At 69.3% G+C, this 16393-nt stretch carries 15 protein-coding genes; 12 read left to right on the forward strand and 3 right to left on the reverse strand.

Translation table 11 applies throughout. The features are described from left to right. The first annotated feature begins 149 nt into the window (after positions 1 to 149). Both EV652_RS39155 and EV652_RS39160 read left to right on the forward strand, forming a co-directional pair. A complete protein-coding gene (locus EV652_RS39155; RefSeq protein WP_132215137.1) occupies positions 150 to 3062 on the forward strand; it encodes a glycosyltransferase family 2 protein in 2913 nt (970 codons plus the stop codon). Then, positions 3059 to 4540, forward strand: coding sequence for a DUF5719 family protein (locus EV652_RS39160; protein WP_132215139.1), 1482 nt, complete (start codon positions 3059 to 3061; stop codon positions 4538 to 4540). Before EV652_RS39155 ends, EV652_RS39160 begins: the two co-directional genes overlap by 4 nt. Here EV652_RS39160 and EV652_RS39165 read toward each other — a convergent pair whose 3' ends face one another. Next, the gene (locus EV652_RS39165; protein ID WP_132215141.1) at positions 4541 to 4924 is read right to left on the reverse strand and encodes a DUF3499 domain-containing protein; all 384 of its coding nucleotides are present in this window, start codon (positions 4922 to 4924) and stop codon (positions 4541 to 4543) included. It abuts the gene before it with no gap. 31 nt (positions 4925 to 4955) lie between these two features. Here EV652_RS39165 and EV652_RS39170 point away from each other — a divergent pair, with 31 nt between their 5' ends. From EV652_RS39170 to EV652_RS39205, 8 genes are all read left to right on the forward strand, one after another. Further along, positions 4956 to 5402: a metallopeptidase family protein gene (locus EV652_RS39170; protein WP_242002278.1), complete on the forward strand. Its 447-nt coding sequence runs from the start codon at positions 4956 to 4958 to the stop codon at positions 5400 to 5402. Between the two features lie 142 nt (positions 5403 to 5544). Next, positions 5545 to 6621, forward strand: a complete 1077-nt coding sequence (locus EV652_RS39175; protein WP_132215142.1) for a Gfo/Idh/MocA family protein — start codon at positions 5545 to 5547, stop codon at positions 6619 to 6621. Then, on the forward strand, positions 6614 to 7357 hold the full coding sequence (locus EV652_RS39180; protein ID WP_132215144.1) for a ThuA domain-containing protein: 744 nt from the start codon (positions 6614 to 6616) through the stop codon (positions 7355 to 7357). The genes EV652_RS39175 and EV652_RS39180 overlap by 8 nt, the downstream gene beginning before the upstream one ends. Positions 7358 to 7394: 37 nt before the next feature. Next, the gene (locus EV652_RS39185; protein ID WP_132215146.1) at positions 7395 to 8780 is read left to right on the forward strand and encodes a phosphomannomutase/phosphoglucomutase; all 1386 of its coding nucleotides are present in this window, start codon (positions 7395 to 7397) and stop codon (positions 8778 to 8780) included. After that, complete coding sequence (locus tag EV652_RS39190; RefSeq protein ID WP_132215148.1) at positions 8781 to 8978, forward strand: Trm112 family protein; 198 nt, start codon at positions 8781 to 8783, stop codon at positions 8976 to 8978. Next, positions 8978 to 10054, forward strand: coding sequence for an SIS domain-containing protein (locus tag EV652_RS39195; RefSeq protein WP_132215150.1), 1077 nt, complete (start codon positions 8978 to 8980; stop codon positions 10052 to 10054). The genes EV652_RS39190 and EV652_RS39195 overlap by 1 nt, the downstream gene beginning before the upstream one ends. Continuing rightward, positions 10048 to 11232, forward strand: coding sequence for a mannose-6-phosphate isomerase, class I (gene manA / locus EV652_RS39200; protein WP_132215152.1), 1185 nt, complete (start codon positions 10048 to 10050; stop codon positions 11230 to 11232). The genes EV652_RS39195 and manA overlap by 7 nt, the downstream gene beginning before the upstream one ends. A gap of 33 nt (positions 11233 to 11265) precedes the next feature. Then, entirely contained in the window at positions 11266 to 12225 is a 960-nt protein-coding gene (locus EV652_RS39205) for a cation diffusion facilitator family transporter (protein ID WP_132215154.1), read from the forward strand. A gap of 22 nt (positions 12226 to 12247) precedes the next feature. Here the strand turns inward: EV652_RS39205 and EV652_RS39210 are convergent, their stop codons facing one another. Then, positions 12248 to 12607, reverse strand: coding sequence for a MerR family transcriptional regulator (locus EV652_RS39210; protein ID WP_132215156.1), 360 nt, complete (start codon positions 12605 to 12607; stop codon positions 12248 to 12250). 119 nt (positions 12608 to 12726) lie between these two features. Between EV652_RS39210 and ahcY the strand changes: the two genes are divergently transcribed. Next, positions 12727 to 14163: an adenosylhomocysteinase gene (ahcY, locus tag EV652_RS39215; protein WP_132215158.1), complete on the forward strand. Its 1437-nt coding sequence runs from the start codon at positions 12727 to 12729 to the stop codon at positions 14161 to 14163. Positions 14164 to 14291: 128 nt separating this feature from the next. On the opposite strand, the gene EV652_RS39220 is transcribed toward ahcY, so the two are convergent. Then, positions 14292 to 15305 carry an RDD family protein gene (locus EV652_RS39220; protein WP_242002279.1) on the reverse strand — a complete coding sequence of 338 codons (1014 nt, stop codon included), beginning with the start codon at positions 15303 to 15305 and terminating at the stop codon, positions 14292 to 14294. Positions 15306 to 15385: 80 nt separating this feature from the next. Between EV652_RS39220 and EV652_RS39225 the strand changes: the two genes are divergently transcribed. Beyond that, on the forward strand, positions 15386 to 16384 hold the full coding sequence (locus tag EV652_RS39225) for a stage II sporulation protein M (RefSeq protein WP_132215160.1): 999 nt from the start codon (positions 15386 to 15388) through the stop codon (positions 16382 to 16384). The last annotated feature ends 9 nt before the right edge of the window (positions 16385 to 16393 follow it).

Genomic DNA, 16393 nt, shown 5'->3' on the forward strand with positions numbered 1-16393 from the left:
GGGGCCGGAGCTGAGCGGGGTATGGCGGGGAGGGGCTACCGGGGTGAGCGAGGCGTAGCTCAGGGTCGCGGCTGTATGGTGAGTCCTCGCCGCGACCTTGGTCGTGGTTGAAGGCCGTCCCTTCCCCCTCAAAGGTGTCACTGCTCCGCATGGAACAAGAAGCTCCGGCCGGCTGGGAGTTCTTCGACTCCGTCGACTTCCCGACCGACCACACCGACGACCCGATGGGTCGGCCGCGGGTCCGGCACGTCGTCACTGCGGTGGTGGTCGGGCACGAGGGCGCCGCCTGGCTGCCCCGGCTGTCCGAGGCGCTGTGGGCGCTGAACCCACGCCCCGACCGGCTGATCGCGATCGACACCGGCTCCACCGACGAGACGGCCGAGTTGCTCGGCGCGATGCCCGGGGTCGAGCCCGTGGTCAGCGTGTCCGCCCGCACCGGTTTCGGTACGGCGGTCGCCCGCGGGATCGAGGCGGTCGGCTTCGCACCGATCCCGTCGTCCGTCGGCCCGTACGGCGATGACGGTCACATGCCGGTGGTCGAGTGGCTGTGGCTGCTGCACGACGACTGCGCGCCCGCTCCGAAGGCCCTGGAGAAGTTGTTGCTCCAGGCCACTATGTCGCCGGACACCGGGGTCTGGGGCCCGAAGCTGCGGCTGTGGCCGCGGGACCGTGAGCTGCTCGAGGTCGGCGTCACCACCTCACTCGGCGGTCGTCGCGACACCGGGATCGAGAACGGCGAGCTCGACCAGGGCCAGCACGACCAACTGCGGAACGTGCTCTCGGTCAGCTCGGCCGGCATGCTGGTCCGCCGCGACGTCTGGGAGGCGCTGCACGGTTTCGACCCGCGGCTGCCGATGTTCCGCGACGACCTCGACTTCGGCTGGCGCGCCAGCCGCGCGGGCTACAAGGTCGGCGTCGCACCCGACGCGGTCGTCTACCACGCGCAGGCCGCCGCGACCGGTGAGCGCGCGCTGGCCGGCACCCGGCGGCACGCGTACCAGCTCGACCGCTCGCACGCGTACTACACCGTCCTGGCCAACGCACCCGGCAAGCTGCTGCCACTGCTGATCCTGCGCTTCCTGCTCGGCACGATCATGCGCTCGATCTGGTTCCTCATCGGCAAGACGCCGTCCGGTGCTGTCGACGAGTGGACCGCACTGCTCGGCACGTTGCTCGCCGGCGGCTGGACCCAGGCTCGCAAGGACCGCCGCAACATCGATCGAGTCCCGTACGACGACATCAAGGGACTGTTCTCCCGGTCCGTGCACGCCTTGCGGCAAAACTTGGAGGAGACGACCAGCACGATCTCCGAGCGGATCCGCGAAGCGTGGGCGGACGAGCCGGAAGAGCAGGTCGTCACCACCGCACGCCGGGCGAAGTCCACGGCCCGCGTTGCCGTCGATCAGCCTCGTTGGCGCCGGCAACTGATTCGCCGGCCGTTCCTGGTTGCCTGGGTCCTCCTCGCGATCGGTGCGTTCGTCGCGGCCCGCAGCCTGATCGGTGGCGGTGTCCTGCGATCCAACCTGCTGCTGCCGCCGCACGAGACCCTTGGCGCGCTCTGGCATGCAGCGGCTGCTGCACCGCCGGGTGTGACACCTCCTGCTTGGCTTGGGCAGTTCTGGGCCTTCTCCACAGTGATGTTCGGTCCGTCCGGTGCGACGAACCTGCTGCTACTCGGTGCTGTTCCGTTGGCCGGTCTGTCCGCGTGGGCGTTGCTGCGTTCGTTCGTCACCGACCGGGTGGCCCGGGCGTGGGGCGCGACGGCGTACGGGCTTGCTGTCTTTGCGAACGGCGCCGTCACGCAGGGGCGGATCGGGACGTGTGTGGCGGCGATCGTGCTGCCGTTGCTCGGTGCTGCCGTGCACACGATCGCTCGACGGCGTCGCGTGATCATCCAGGGCAGTTGGCGGGCCGCATGGTTCGCAGGGATCTGCCAGGCCGTGCTGTTCGCGTTCACGCCGGCACTGGGTCTGCTGGTCAGCGTCACGCTGGTCATCGGCGGAGTGCTCGGACTGGGGTGGCGCCGACAGGGTCGCCAGCTCGTCTTCTCCGTCGTACTGGGTCTGCTGCTCGTGCTGCCGTGGACGATTCAGTTGGTACTGCACCCGTCGCGAATCGGTCAGGAAGCGGGCGGACCGCCGACTGCGGCCGTTGGTCCGGGTGACAGCCTTCCGCACTTGCTGACCGGTACGCCGATCGGTGCGCCGACGCCTTGGTGGTTCGTCGTACCGCTGATCCTGGTGGCGTTGGTCGCTCTGCTGCGTGAGTCGCGGCAGCGCTACGAACTGCTTGGGTGGTTCGCCGCACTCGCCGGTCTGGCCGCAACACTGGTTGCCAGCCGGCTGGGTGGTGGCAGTGGGCCGCTGATGTTCCTGATGACCGCGGGCTGGATCATCGCGGTAGCTGTCGCCTGGGACTCGGTCGGGAAGTCGACCGAGGTCATCGTGCAGGGTCTGCTCGGGCTCGTGCTGGTGACGACGATCGTGACCGCCGGGTTCTGGATGGTGCGTGGTGCCGACGGGCCGCTGTGGCGTGGCACCGCGCAGGACCTCCCGGCGTACCTGATCTCCGCGCAGGATCCGCCGGAGGACGCATCGATCCTGGTGGTGCGTAAGGACCCCAGTACTCCGATGCGGTACTCGCTGGTGAAGGACGGCGGTCCGCGGATGGGCTCGCTGGAGGCTGCGCCGAAGCCGGAGCAGACCAAGCCGATCACCGATGTGTTGTCGACGCTCGGCGGTGGCGGTACAGGTGAGGAAGGTCGGCAGTTGGCCGGCTTGGCGATCGACTACGTCTACCTGCCCGCACCGGTCGACCCGACGCTCCAGGCGACTCTCGACTCGCTGCCGGGGCTGACCCGGGCCAGTGCGACCGACGGTGACGCGGCCTGGTTGGTCGACAGGTCGGACGCCAAGGGCACTTCGCCGCTCACCGACGTGACCCACACCCTGTGGCGCGTGCTCGGCCTGATCGGCTGGATCATCGCGCTGATCTTCTGCCTGCCGACCGTCCGACGTACCGTCGCGGTCCCGCACGGCACCCACGCGAGGAGGGACCGATGAGGCGACTGCTCGCGGACGCGCGGATCCGGCTCGGTGCCTGTGTGCTGGCGATGGCTGCCGCTGCTGGGCTGGGCATCGTCACGCAGGCCAAGGAGCCGGTGACGAGGGCCGAGGGCGTGGAAGAGCCCGCCCGCGCAGTGGTGAACCGTACGGCGCTGTCCTGCCCGGCCCTGGCCGGTGGTGGCAAGCTGTCGAGTGTGGTCAACGCGGTGGCGCCCGCGCTGCCCGAAGGTACGCCGACCGCCGCGGGAAACGCGACACCGCTGACCATCGCGCCCCTGCCGGAGACGGCCGACCCGACCGGGTCGCTGCTCGTGCGCGGCAAGATCGCGTCGAGCGCTCCGGCCACCAAACCCGCGCCGCTGATGATCCGCGGCGTCGGCCCGCTCGCGGCCGGCACCGTCGGCACCAGTACGACGACCTCGGTCGAAGGCGTGAACCAGGGCATGGCGAGTACGCCGTGCCAGGTGCCCGGCTCGGACTTCTGGTTCGTCGGTGCGTCCGGGGCGAGTGACCGCCGGGACGTGCTGGTGCTGACGAACCTCGACAGCATCAACGCCGAGGTCAACGTCACCGTCTACGCGCGCACCGGTCCGCAGGATCTGCCGCAGGCCCGGGGCATCGTCGTACCGGCGCGGGGGACGGCGGACCTGTACCTCAACCTGATCGCGCGCAACCTGCGTGACATCGCGCTGCACGTGGAGTCCACCGGTGGCCGGGTGGCGCCGGCCCTGCGGTCCAACGCGACCGAGGCAGGCAGCGAGCCGGCCGGCGTGGACTGGCTGAACCCGTCGGCACCGCCGGCGAACAAGGTGTTCGTGCCCGCCGCCGCCCCCGGCGCCGGACTGCGCATCCTGTCGGTGGCGAACCCGACCGACCTTCAGGCGAGCGCCAGCCTGACCGTGCACGGGCCGAACGGTCCGTTCAAGCCGGCCGGTCTGGAGACCGTGCAGATCCCGGCCGGGTCGGTGAAGACCTTCCGGCTCGACCCTGTGCTGCACGGCGATCCCAGCGCCGTCACGGTGACGTCGGACCAGCCGGTGACGGCCTCCATGCGGATGGTGGACGCTACCGGGAGCGACTTCGCGTCGATCGGATCGGCCGAGGCGCTGACCGGGCCGGCGTACCTGGTTCTGCCGGCGCATCAGCAGCCCGCGATGCTGCAGGTGACCGCGCCCGGCAAGACCGGGAGTGTGAAGGTCGAGCTGCGTGACGTGGCCGGGCGGGTGCTGGACACGCGGGCGCTCGACGTGATCGCCGGTGCGACCACTCAGATCCCGCTCAAGGCTCAGCCGCGTCCGACGTACCTGATGGTTGAGCAGACTCGCGGCACGGTGGTGGCCGGTGTCACGTTGATGCCTGCGGCGAAGCCGGATGAGGACGACGTTGCTCAGGTGGCTGCCTGGCCGCTGAACACCTCGCTGGTGTTCCGGGCGCAGCTCGGGGCCGAGCCGGATGTGCGCGCTGCGCTGAGGTAGTCAGCCTTCGGAGGAGTTCGCGCCGGGGTCCTGCAACATTCGCAGATGTCGTCGGCGGGCCACCTCGACCGGCGCGCCCGGAGTGCCGGCGCCCGGCTCCTGCCGTGGCAGCGGCCGGGCCGCTTCGCGGACCGCGTTCGCCAGCGCTTCCAGGTCGTCCGACGACGGTCCGGCCGCGGCCGGGTCCGGAGCCAGCCGGATCACTTCCCAGCCGTTCGGAGCCGTCAGCCGGTCGGCGTGGTCGGCACAGAGGTCGTAGCAGTGCGGTTCGGCGTACGTCGCCAACGGGCCGAGCACACAGGTGGAATCGGCGTACACATACGTGAGCGTCGACACAGCCGGCTTATGACAGGCGGCGCGCGAACAGATCCTGGCGATGCTCACGACCAGACGTTACCCCCACTAGGCTGAGCGCGTGACCGAGGCTCGCCGTCATCGCACGCACATAGACCGCCACGGCCGCGGCATGCTCGGCCCGATCAGCCGGCCGAGCAAGTTCGCGCCGCGCGGACTGCCGCTGCAGCGATCCGCCGCGGCCCAGTTCGACGAGGTGGTCGCGATCGAGGTGACCCGGCTGGAGAAGCGGCTGCCGCAGGTGGTCGCCCGGGTCGAGTTCGCCATCGAGGACGTGCCGAACCTCGACCTCGACGCGGTCGAGATCCCACTCACCCACTCCACCGGCGGTACGTCGCACGAGCCCTACCGGATCGTGGTCTTCCGCCGCCCGATCGAACTGCGGGCCGAGCGGTCCGGCACCAGCCTGGCCTGGCTGGTCCGGTCCGCGCTGGTGCTCGAGCTGGCCGACGTACTGGCACTGTCGCCGGAGCAGATCGACCCCGAGTTCGAGTCCGACGACGATTGAGCTGTGTTGAATTGCCGGGCCTTCGGCGCCGGTGTGGTCATGACACGCCTATGAAACCAGTCGAGCAACTGGTGTTGGATCGTGTTCCGTAGTGTGGGAAGCAGTTTGTGACCTTCGTTGTCATTGCGAGAGGATCGCGAGTGTGAACGATCAAAAACTGCGCGTCGGAGTGGTCGGACTGGGCTTCGCCGGGCGTACGGCGCTGGAGGCGTTCTCCGAGTTGCCGGACGTCGAGGTGGTGGCTCTGGCCGGCCTGGAGAAGGACACGCTGACCAGCCTCGGCGAGAAGCACGGGGTCCCGCACCTGTACGAGAAGTGGGAGGACCTGCTCGAGACGGAGGGCCTGGAAGCGGTCAGCATCGGTACGCCGACCCAGCTGCACGCCCCGATCGCCCTGAAGGCACTGGACAAGGGCCTGCACGTCCTCTGCGAGAAGCCGCTGGCCCGCACGGTCGCCGAGGGCACCGCGATGGTCGAGGCCTCGAAGAAGGCCGGCAAGGTGCTGAAGGTCATCTTCAACCACCGGGAGCGCGGCGACGTCGCCGCCCTGAAGCACCAGATCGACGAGGGCCAGCTGGGCCGGCTCTACTACGCGAAGGCGCACTGGATGCGCCGCAACGGCATCCCCGGGATGGGCGGCTGGTTCACCAACCGCGAGCTGTCCGGCGGCGGTCCGCTGATCGACCTCGGCGTCCACATCCTCGATCTGGCCCTGCATCTGCTGGGCGAGCCGCAGGTCAGCACGGTCAGCGCGAGTACCTTCGCCGAGCTCGGCCCGCGCGGCAAGGGCAGCCGCGACCCGAACGCGAACACGCTCGGGTCCGCGTTCGAGGTGGAGGACCTCGCCACGGCGTACCTGCGGCTCGAGGGCGGCGGTGCGCTGCAGCTGGAGACCAGCTGGGCCACCTACCGAGCCCCCGGCGACAACTTCGGCATCGAGCTGTTCGGTACCGACGGCGGCGCCAAGATCGAGGTCCAGAACTACACCACCGTCGACACGCTGCGGATCTTCACCGATGTCGGCGGCGTACCGGCCGAGGTGAAGCCGGCCACCGGCGCCGGGCTCGGCCACCGCGCGGTGGTGCAGGAGTTCGTCCGGATCGTCCAGAGCGGCGACTGGGCCGCACACAACGGGTCCGAAGCGCTGCTCCGGACCGAGGTCATCGACGCCTGCTACGCCTCGGCGAAGGCGGGACGAGAGGTTGTACTCCATGACTGATCCGATTCGCGTCACCGTCTGGGGCGAGAACGTGCACGACCAGCGCGACGCCTCGGTGCAGAAGGTCTACCCCGACACCATGCACGAGACGATCGCGGCCGCGCTGCGGGCCAAGCTCGGTCAGGACGTGGTCGTCCGGACGGCGTGGCTGCAGCAGCCCGAGCACGGTCTGACCGAGGAGGTCCTGGCCGAGACCGACGTACTCACCTGGTGGGGGCACGCCGCGCACGGTGACGTGGACGACGCGATCGTCGAGCGGGTGCAGCGGCACGTGCTGTCCGGGATGGGCCTGATCGCGCTGCACTCGGCGCACTTCAGCAAGATCTTCATCCGGCTGATGGGCACCACCTGCTCACTCGACTGGCGGTCCGAGAACGACCGCGAGCTGCTCTGGACCGTGGCCGCCGGCCACCCGATCGCCCAGGGCATCCCGCACCCGCTGGTGATCGAGCGCGAGGAGATGTACGGCGAGCTGTTCGACATCCCGCAGCCGGACGAGCTGGTCTTCGTCAGCTCGTTCTCCGGCGGCGAGGTGTTCCGCTCCGGCTGCTGCTACCGCCGCGGCCAGGGCCGGGTCTTCTACTTCCGCCCCGGCGACCAGGAGTACCCGACCTACCACCAGCCGGCCGTGCAGCAGATCATCGCCAACGCGGCCCGCTGGGCGGCGCCGACCAGCCCGCGGCAGCTCCCGGAGGTTCACCACCGCAAGATCCCTGGCTGGTTCGATCAGGGCTGAAATACAGCAATCGCGCCGGGCCGGATAGGGTCCACGCATGGTTGACGTTGCTGCGATCTTCAAGGCCTACGACGTACGTGGGGTCGTCCCGGACCAGCTGGACGAGTCGGTGGCCCGGGCGACCGGGGCGGCCTTCGTCGAGGTCCTGGACGTCCTCGCGTCTCCGGGGGCGGTCGTGGTCGGTTACGACATGCGGCCGTCCAGCCCGGGACTGGCGGCCGCGTTCGCCGAGGGGGTGACCAGCACCGGTGCGGATGTGATCGACATCGGCCTGGCCTCCACCGACCAGCTGTACTTCGCGTCCGGGCGGCTGCAGCTGCCCGGCGCGATGTTCACCGCGAGCCACAACCCGGCGCAGTACAACGGCATCAAGCTGTGCCGCGTGGGTGCCGCACCGGTCGGCTCGGACTCCGGTCTGCGCGAGATCGCCGACCTGGTCGCGAAGGCGCTCACCGAGGGCCTGGCGGACAGCGCCGTACCGGGCAAGGTGACGCACAAGAACCTGCTCACCGCGTACGCCGACCACCTGCACGACCTGGTCGACCTGAGCGGCATCCGCCCACTCAAGGTCGTCGTGGACGCCGGCAACGGGATGGGCGGTCACACCGTCCCGGCCGTGTTCGCCTCCGGACCGGTCGAGATCATCCCGCTGTACTTCGAGCTGGACGGCAGCTTCCCCAACCACGAGGCCAACCCGCTGGACCCGAAGAACCTGGTCGACCTGCAGGCCAAGGTCCGTGAGGTCGGCGCCGATCTCGGCCTGGCCTTCGACGGGGACGCGGACCGCTGCTTCGTGGTGGACGAGAAGGGCGACGCGATCTCGCCGAGTGCGATCACCGGTGCGGTCGCGGTCCGGGAGCTGGCCAAGCACCCCGGCTCGGCCGTCATCCACAACCTGATCACCTCCAAGGCCGTACCCGAGCTGATCACCGAGCACGGCGGGACGCCGGTCCGGGCCCGGGTCGGGCACTCGTACATCAAGCAGAAGATGGCCGAGACCGACGCGGTGTTCGGCGGCGAGCACTCCGCCCACTACTACTTCCGGGACTTCTGGCGGGCCGACACCGGCATGCTGGCCGCACTGCACGTGCTGGCCGCGCTCGGTGAGCAGGACAAGCCCGCCAGTGAGCGGTTCGCCGACTACGAGCGGTACGTCGCGTCCGGCGAGCTGAACAACAAGGTCGACGACGCCGCGGCCACGGTCGCGGCGATCGAAGACACCTACGGCGGCCGGGACGGGATTACCGTTGACCATCTGGACGGTCTGACCGTGTCGGCGGGACAGTGGTGGTTCAACGTTCGCGCGTCGAACACCGAACCGCTGCTGCGGCTGAACGTCGAGGCGGAGGACCGGACCACGATGGAACGCGTCCGTGACGAAGTACTGGCCCTGATCACCGGCGCATCGGTGGAGGAGAACTGAATGGCAGTCAATCTGGACCCGGACCTGCTCAGCATCCTGGTCTGCCCCAAGTGCCGGTCGGAGTTCCGGGTGGACGACGAGGCGAATGAGCTGATCTGCACGAACAGCGCCTGTGCGCTGGCCTACCCGGTCCGCGACGAGATCCCGGTCCTGCTGATCGACGAGGCACGGGACACGAAAGAGGCCGCGGTCGACTGATGAGCGTCTTCGACGACTCGCGGCTGGACGACCCGGCCGCACTACAGGCGGCGGACCACCTGCTCCGGCGCCTGGCGATGGCCGGTGCCCGGGTCCGGGCCGAACTGGAAGCGGCCGAGGAGGCCCTGGGCAAGGTCGAGACCGACGGCTTCCGGCCGCGTGCGGTGCTGGCCGCCGGGCGGGACGCCCGGCTGGTCCGCGCCATCCTGGAGCCGGTCTGTCCCGTCCCGTTCGTCGCCTGGCCGGGCCCTGGACTACCGGGGTGGGCCGGCCCGCTGGACCTGGTGATCATTCTCAGCGGGTCCACAGAGGACTCCGACTCGGTGTCCGCCGCTTCGGAGGCAGAGCGTCGTGGCTGCGGCCTGATGGTGGCTTCCCCGCCGGACTCCCCGGTCGCGCGGGCCTCGGCCGGTTCGCGGCACGCCATCCGGCTGCCGTCCCAGTCCGACGACCAGTTGGCCTCGGCTGTCGCCGTACTGCAGGCGCTGCACCAGATGGAGCTCGGTCCGGAGGTGGACCACAAGGCGGTCGCCGCACTGCTGGACGACGTGGCGATCGAGTGCTCGCCCAACAATGACGTGGCGTCCAACCCGGCGAAGGACCTGGCCCTGATGCTGGCGGACGCGGTGCCGCTGGTGTGGGGTGGCTCTGTCCTGGCCGCCCGGGCTGCACGGCGTGTGGTGGAGGCTCTGCGGCTGGCGAGTGGTCGACCCGCTCTGGCGGCTGACGCCGGGCACCTGCTGCCTGTGCTCAACCAGCCGCCGCGTGACCTGTTCGCCGACCCCTTCGACAAGGCGGAGGAGTTGCGGCCTGGTCTGGTCATCCTCGACGACGGTGTGGACGACCCTGGTGTCGCTGAGCATCGCCGCAAGCTGGAGGCGAAGGCAGAGCGCAACGACGTCCGCGTGCACGTGGTGACGCAGGCTGACGGCACCGACATCGCTCGGTACGCCGCTCTCACGCAACACGGCCGCTACGCCGCGGCGTACCTGGGCATCGGCCTGGGCCGCTACGGTGGGGCGACCGACACCGAGCCCGACGAGCCAGGGAACCCCTCGGAGGACCCAGCGTGGTAGTGCGGCTGCAGAACACCATCCGGGACTACGCCTGGGGCTCGAGGACCGCGATCCCCGAGCTGACCGGGGTGGAGCCGGACGGCCGGCCGCAGGCCGAGATGTGGATGGGTGCGCATGAGGGCGCGCCGTCCGTGCTGCCGTCGGGTGCCTCCCTGTACGACGTGGTGTCCGCCGGGCCGGCCGACGTACTGGGCTCGGAGACCGCTGAGCGTTTCGACGGCCGGTTCCCGTTCCTGGCCAAGCTGCTGGCGGCCGGACAACCGTTGTCGATCCAGGCGCACCCGTCTCGGGAGCAGGCGATCGACGGGTACGCGCGGGACGAGGCCGCCGGGATTCCGCGGGACGCCGGCGAGCGCAACTACAAGGACGCCTGGCCGAAGCCGGAGATCCTGATCGCACTCGGCCCGTTCGACGCGCTGGTCGGATTCCGGCCGCTCGAGGCCACGGTCGCGTTGCTGGACGCGCTGGCCCCGGTCGGGTTCGAGGAGCTCACCGACCTGCTCCGCGACGGCAAGCTCCGGGACGCGTTCACGCAGATCATGAGCAGCGACCGGGACTCGATCCGCCCGCTGGTCGCCGCTCTGGCCGACGCCATCGACCGGTACGCCGGTGAGGCCTTCGCACTGGAGCGGGAGTCGCTGCTGCGGCTGTGCACGGACTTCCCCGACGACCCCGGCGTACTGGCCGCGCTGCTGCTGAACCGGGTCCGGCTGGAGCGGTTCGAGGCCGTCTATCTGCCGGCCGGGAACGTGCACGCCTATCTGCACGGACTCGGGTTCGAGGTGATGGCGAACTCCGACAACGTGTTGCGCGGCGGCCTCACCAGCAAGCACGTCGACGTACCCGAACTGGTCTCGGTGGTCGACTTCGAACCGCTGACCGCTCCGGTGCTGACGGCATCCCCGCTGGGCGACGGCATCTCGTCGTACGAGACCGGTTGTGAGTACTACGCCGTCCACCGGGTGGACCTGGACGACGACGAGCGGACGGTGGCCGGTGAGGGCCCGCGGATCGTCTGCTGTGTGGCCGGAACTGTCGAGGTCGATGCCGGATTGGATGCTGGGGGCACCGAATCCGCTGTGATGTTGTCCGCCGGTCAGTCCGCGTTCGCGGCAGGACCCGAAGGACCCTGTAACCTGCGTGGTTCCGGCACGGCGTTCGTCGTGTCCGCGCGCTGATCACCCCCAACTGTTGACGGAGGACCTGGAGAGATGGCTGGTGGCGGAACCAAGGCGGTCGTCGCGGCATTGCTGGCGAACACCGGGATCGCGATCACCAAGTTCGCCGCCTGGGGCCTGACCCAGTCGGCGTCCATGCTCGCCGAGGCGATCCACTCGGTCGCCGACGCCGGCAACCAGGTACTGCTGCTGGTCGGCGGCAAGCGGGCCCGGCGGGAGGCCGACGAACTGCACCAGTTCGGCTTCGGCCGGGAGCGGTACGTGTACTCGTTCATCGTGGCGATCGTGCTGTTCAGCGTCGGTGGTCTGTTCGCGCTCTACGAGGGCTGGCACAAGATCCACGACCCGCACGGCATCGACAACTGGAAGTGGGTCCCGGTCGCCGTCCTGGTGGCCGCGATCATCATGGAGTCGTTCTCGTTCCGTACCGCGATCGTCGAGGCGAACAAGGTCCGCGGCCCGGTCGGCTGGGCCAAGTTCATCCGCAACGCCCGGTCGCCGGAGCTCCCGGTCATCCTGCTGGAGGACTTCGCCGCCCTCACCGGTCTGGTCCTGGCGCTGATCGGCGTCGTCCTGACCCTTGCCACCGGCAACGGTATCTACGACGGCCTGGGCTCGATGGCGATCGGTGCGCTGCTGGTCTGCGTGGCGATCTTCCTGGCGATCGAGATGAAGTCGCTGCTGCTCGGCGAGTCCGCGACCCGGGAGTCGCAGCAGAAGATCGTCGACGCGATCGAGAACACCCCCGGTGTGCAGCGGCTGATCCACATCAAGACCCTGCACCTCGGCCCGGAGGAGGTCCTGGTGGCCGCGAAGGTCGGCGTCGAGCCGACCGCCGACGCCGCCGTGGTCGCCGAGACCATCAACGCGGCCGAACGCGCCATCCGCGAAGCCGAGCCGATGTCGATCCACGTCTACCTCGAGCCCGACATCTACCTCGAGAACTACACCCCCGATGAGCGCCCCGCGGTCCCCGAGGCCCCCTCCCACTGATCGACCGCCAGCCAAATGGCGGTTAGCGGGGGCGGGGTGGGAGTACGCCGGAGCGGCCGAGCCAGCGGAGGGCGCGTTCGCGGTCGATCTCGGACTGGGTGGGTGGCGTGGTGAGGCGGCCGGTGCGGTATCCGAGGTTGCGGATGTCGGCCGCCACGGACGGTTCGGCCAGGGCCCGGAGTGCGAAGGCCAGCGCGGCCGGCGTCACGTCGTACCGGTGCTCGAGGTCGAGGGCGAGTTTGACCGCGGCCAGGTCGCGTTCGTCGTACTGGCGTTGGGTGTTGTGCCCGGGGCGTGAGCGCGGCAGCAGGCCGAGGGCCTCCCGGTAGCGCAACATGCGCGGGGTGGTCCCCAGGTGGCGAGCGGCCTCGGTGATGCGCATACCGCTAATCTTGACATTTCAGTGTCAGAAACACCTATCAAGCGATCAAACCCAGGGGTTCGGCGCTCTAGGCTCTGGCAGGCAGGAAGCAATCACAGTCTTCAGGGGAGCGGAACCGCATGACGTTCGACTACAAGGTGGCGGACCTCGGCCTGGCCGAGTTCGGGCGCAAGGAGATCCGGCTGGCCGAGCACGAGATGCCCGGCCTGATGGCGATGCGCAACCAGTACGGCGACAGCAAGCCGCTGGCCGGCGCCCGGATCATGGGCTCGCTACACATGACGATCCAGACCGCGGTGCTGATCGAGACGCTGACCGCGCTCGGTGCCGAGGTGCGCTGGGTCTCGTGCAACATCTTCTCCACCCAGGACCACGCCGCTGCCGCGGTCGTCGTCGGGCCGAACGGCACGGCCGACGCCCCCGCCGGTGTCCCCGTCTTCGCCTGGAAGGGGGAGACGCTGGAGGAGTACTGGTGGTGCACCGAGCAGGCGCTGAAGTGGCCCGGCGGTGAGGGCCCGAACATGATCCTCGACGACGGTGGCGACGCCACCATGCTCGTCCACAAGGGCACCGAGTTCGAGAAGGCCGGCGTCGTACCGGACCCGTCGACCGCGGACTCCGAGGAGTACGCCGTCGTCCTGAAGCTGCTGACCCGCACGCTGGGCGAGGACCCGCAGCTGTGGACGACCATCGGTCAGGGCATCAAGGGCGTGACCGAGGAGACCACCACCGGCGTGCACCGGCTGTACGAGATGCACAAGGCCGGGGCACTGCTGTTCCCGGCGATCAACGTGAACGACTCGGTGACCAAGTCGAAGTTCGACAACAAGTACGGCTGCCGGCACTCGCTGATCGACGGCATCAACCGGGCCACCGACGTACTGATCGGCGGCAAGGTCGCGGTCGTCTGCGGGTACGGCGACGTCGGCAAGGGCTGTGCGGAGTCGCTGCGCGGTCAGGGCGCCCGGGTGATCGTCACCGAGATCGACCCGATCTGCGCGCTGCAGGCGGCGATGGACGGCTACCAGGTGACCACTCTGGACGACGTGGTCGGGATCGCCGACATCTTCGTCACCACCACCGGCAACAAGGACGTCATCACCGCGGACCACATGGCGGCGATGAAGCACCAGGCGATCGTCGGCAACATCGGCCACTTCGACAACGAGATCGACATGGCCGGTCTGTACAAGCTGGCCGGTGTCGAGCGGGTCACCATCAAGCCGCAGGTGGACGAGTTCCGCTTCCCCGACGGCCACACGGTGATCATCCTGTCCGAGGGCCGCCTGCTGAACCTGGGCAACGCGACCGGCCACCCGTCGTTCGTGATGTCCAACTCCTTCACCAACCAGGTGCTGGCCCAGATCGAGCTGTTCGTGAAGACGGCCGACTACCCGACCGAGGTGTATGTGCTTCCCAAGCACCTCGACGAGATGGTCGCCCGCCTCCACCTCGACGCCCTCGGCGTCAAGCTCACCGAGCTCACCAAGGAGCAGTCCGCCTACCTCGGCGTCCCGGTAGAAGGCCCGTACAAGTCGGACCACTACCGCTACTGATCCCCCCACAACCAGCGCCCCACCGGTTCGTCCGGTGGGGCGTTTGGTTTTCAGCGGATGGCGGTGAAAAGGTGTCCCAGCGCTTCAGCCATCCGCGCCAATCCACTATCTGCGACATGGTCGCAAGACTAGAACCACTGTCCAGACTCGTTGCTGCCTGGGGCGGCCCAGCCCTGGGGGTTCACGGCGACGGGGCGGTACGGCGCAGCCGGGGCGGGTGCTGGGAATGGCCCAGGCGCACCAGGCATGGCGGGAGTAGGCGGCAGGACGCCGTACGGGCTGGGCGGAACGAACGGGCCGGCCGGGACGCCATACGGGCCGGCTGGAGCGACTGCGACGGCGTAGGGGTTGGGTGGGCCGAAGGGCCCGGTGTTGAGGGCTGGGCGGGCCGTTGCCAGGCGGGTGAGTTCGCGGCGGCGGCGTTCTGCCAGTACGGCGGACAGGTAGGCCGGCGCCACGATCGGCACCGGCGGGGCGGGTGCGGTGACCTGACCGACCCGATAGGCCAGTGCGTCGCCCAGTGCATTCCTGGCGTCGGGGAGCAGTTCGGTGTAGCGGGCGAGGTACTCGCGGGACGCGTTGGCGAGCTCGTCGGACAGCCGGGACAGCTCCAGCGACTGCGCCCATTGCACGAGGTGACCGGGGACGAACAGCGGCGGTGACGCCATCGGCTGGTGCCGCTCGCGGATCACCACGGTGCCGGAGACCATGTCGCCGATCCGCTTGCCCTGCTTGTTCATCAGGCTCGCCACGATCCCGGGGCAGGCCGCGAACCAGGGGGCGAAGTCGACGAAGAACCACATCAGCGTCCGCACCAGCGCGTGCCGGAACCGGATCGAGCTGCCGTCGTCGCGGACGACCTTGAGCCCGAGCACCATCTTGCCGAGCGTGCGGCCGCGGGTCAGCGTCTCCATCACCAGTCGGTACCCGACCATGACGACCAGGACGACGACGAAGATCAGCGCCACCGCGAGCGCCTCACTCGCCTCACCGCCGATCAGGAATCCGGCCAGCAGCGAGATGAGCACTCCGAGTACGACGAGCTGCAGGATCACGTCGATCGCACACGCCAGCGCCCGGGTCGGCATCCGTGCGATCCGCACCTGGAGGACGACCGCTTCGCCCGTGACCAGCTGAGACACTCCGTCGCCCCCCTCCTGCCGAGACACTAGGTCCGGCTAGTCTGCCAGCGCGCAGAGCCAGAGCCGGGAGGAGGGCCACTGTGGATGTCGAGGCGTTCGTATCGGTGCACCAACCGCAGTGGGATCGGCTGGCGTACCTGACCCGCCGACAGCGGCGTCTGACCGGTGCAGAGGCAGAGGAGCTCGTCACCCTCTACCAGCGCGTCGGCACGCACCTGGCCGCGCTCCGAGCCGCCGGCGCGGACCCAGTGTCCATCGGACGGCTCTCCGGCCTCATCGCCGACGCACGTGGTGCCGTGACCGGTGCACAGGCCCCTGTCTGGCGTGACATCTCCAAGTACTTCCTGGTGAGCTTCCCTGCCGCGCTCTACGTGTCCAGACGCTGGTGGCTCACCATCGGCCTGCTGTTCTACCTGGTCGCGGCCTGGGCCGCCTGGCGCATCATCGCGCACCCCGAGGTGGTGGACTCCATCCTCACGTCGGCGCAGGTCCAGGAGTTGGTCGACAAGGAGTTCGCCGCCTACTACTCGGAGAACCCGGCGCAAGACTTCGCGTTCCAGGTGTGGATCAACAACGCCACCATCAGTGCCGTCGTGCTCGCTCTCGGCATCCTGCTGATCCCGACGATCTTCATCCTCTGGGACAACGCACTCAACCTGGGCGTCAACGCCGGCCTGATGATCGGCCACGACCGGGCGGACGTCTTCTTCGGCCTGATCACCCCGCACGGCCTGCTCGAGCTGACCGCGGTCTTCGTCGCGTCCGCGGCCGGTTTGAGGCTCGGGTGGTCCTGGATCGCACCCGGCCCACGCACCCGCATGCAAGCGCTCGCCCAGACCGGCCGCGCCACTGTGGGAATGGCGATCGGCCTGGCCGCGATCCTCCTGGTCACGGGCATCATCGAAGGGTTCGTCACGCCGTCCTCACTGCCGACGGCCGTTCGGGTCGGCATCGGCGTACTGGCTGAGATCGGCTTCATCCTCTACGTGTGGATCCTCGGCCGCCGTGCCGCCCGCGCCGGTGAGTACGGCGACGTCGAAGAGGCCGACCGCGAGGCGACCGCACCCGTTTCCGCCTGAGCACAGTTT

The sequence above is a fragment of the Kribbella steppae genome, assembly GCF_004342025.1.
GTDB lineage: Bacteria > Actinomycetota > Actinomycetes > Propionibacteriales > Kribbellaceae > Kribbella > Kribbella steppae.

Coding starts and splice junctions, on each gene's coding strand:
- EV652_RS39210 (WP_132215156.1), bottom strand. CDS start 12,607: ATGCGCATCACCGAGGCCGCTCGCCACCTGGGGACCACCCCGCGCATG.
- EV652_RS39185 (WP_132215146.1), top strand. CDS start 7,395: ATGGTTGACGTTGCTGCGATCTTCAAGGCCTACGACGTACGTGGGGTC.
- EV652_RS39180 (WP_132215144.1), top strand. CDS start 6,614: ATGACTGATCCGATTCGCGTCACCGTCTGGGGCGAGAACGTGCACGAC.
- ahcY (WP_132215158.1), top strand. CDS start 12,727: ATGACGTTCGACTACAAGGTGGCGGACCTCGGCCTGGCCGAGTTCGGG.
- EV652_RS39190 (WP_132215148.1), top strand. CDS start 8,781: ATGGCAGTCAATCTGGACCCGGACCTGCTCAGCATCCTGGTCTGCCCC.
- EV652_RS39160 (WP_132215139.1), top strand. CDS start 3,059: ATGAGGCGACTGCTCGCGGACGCGCGGATCCGGCTCGGTGCCTGTGTG.
- EV652_RS39205 (WP_132215154.1), top strand. CDS start 11,266: ATGGCTGGTGGCGGAACCAAGGCGGTCGTCGCGGCATTGCTGGCGAAC.
- EV652_RS39155 (WP_132215137.1), top strand. CDS start 150: ATGGAACAAGAAGCTCCGGCCGGCTGGGAGTTCTTCGACTCCGTCGAC.
- EV652_RS39195 (WP_132215150.1), top strand. CDS start 8,978: ATGAGCGTCTTCGACGACTCGCGGCTGGACGACCCGGCCGCACTACAG.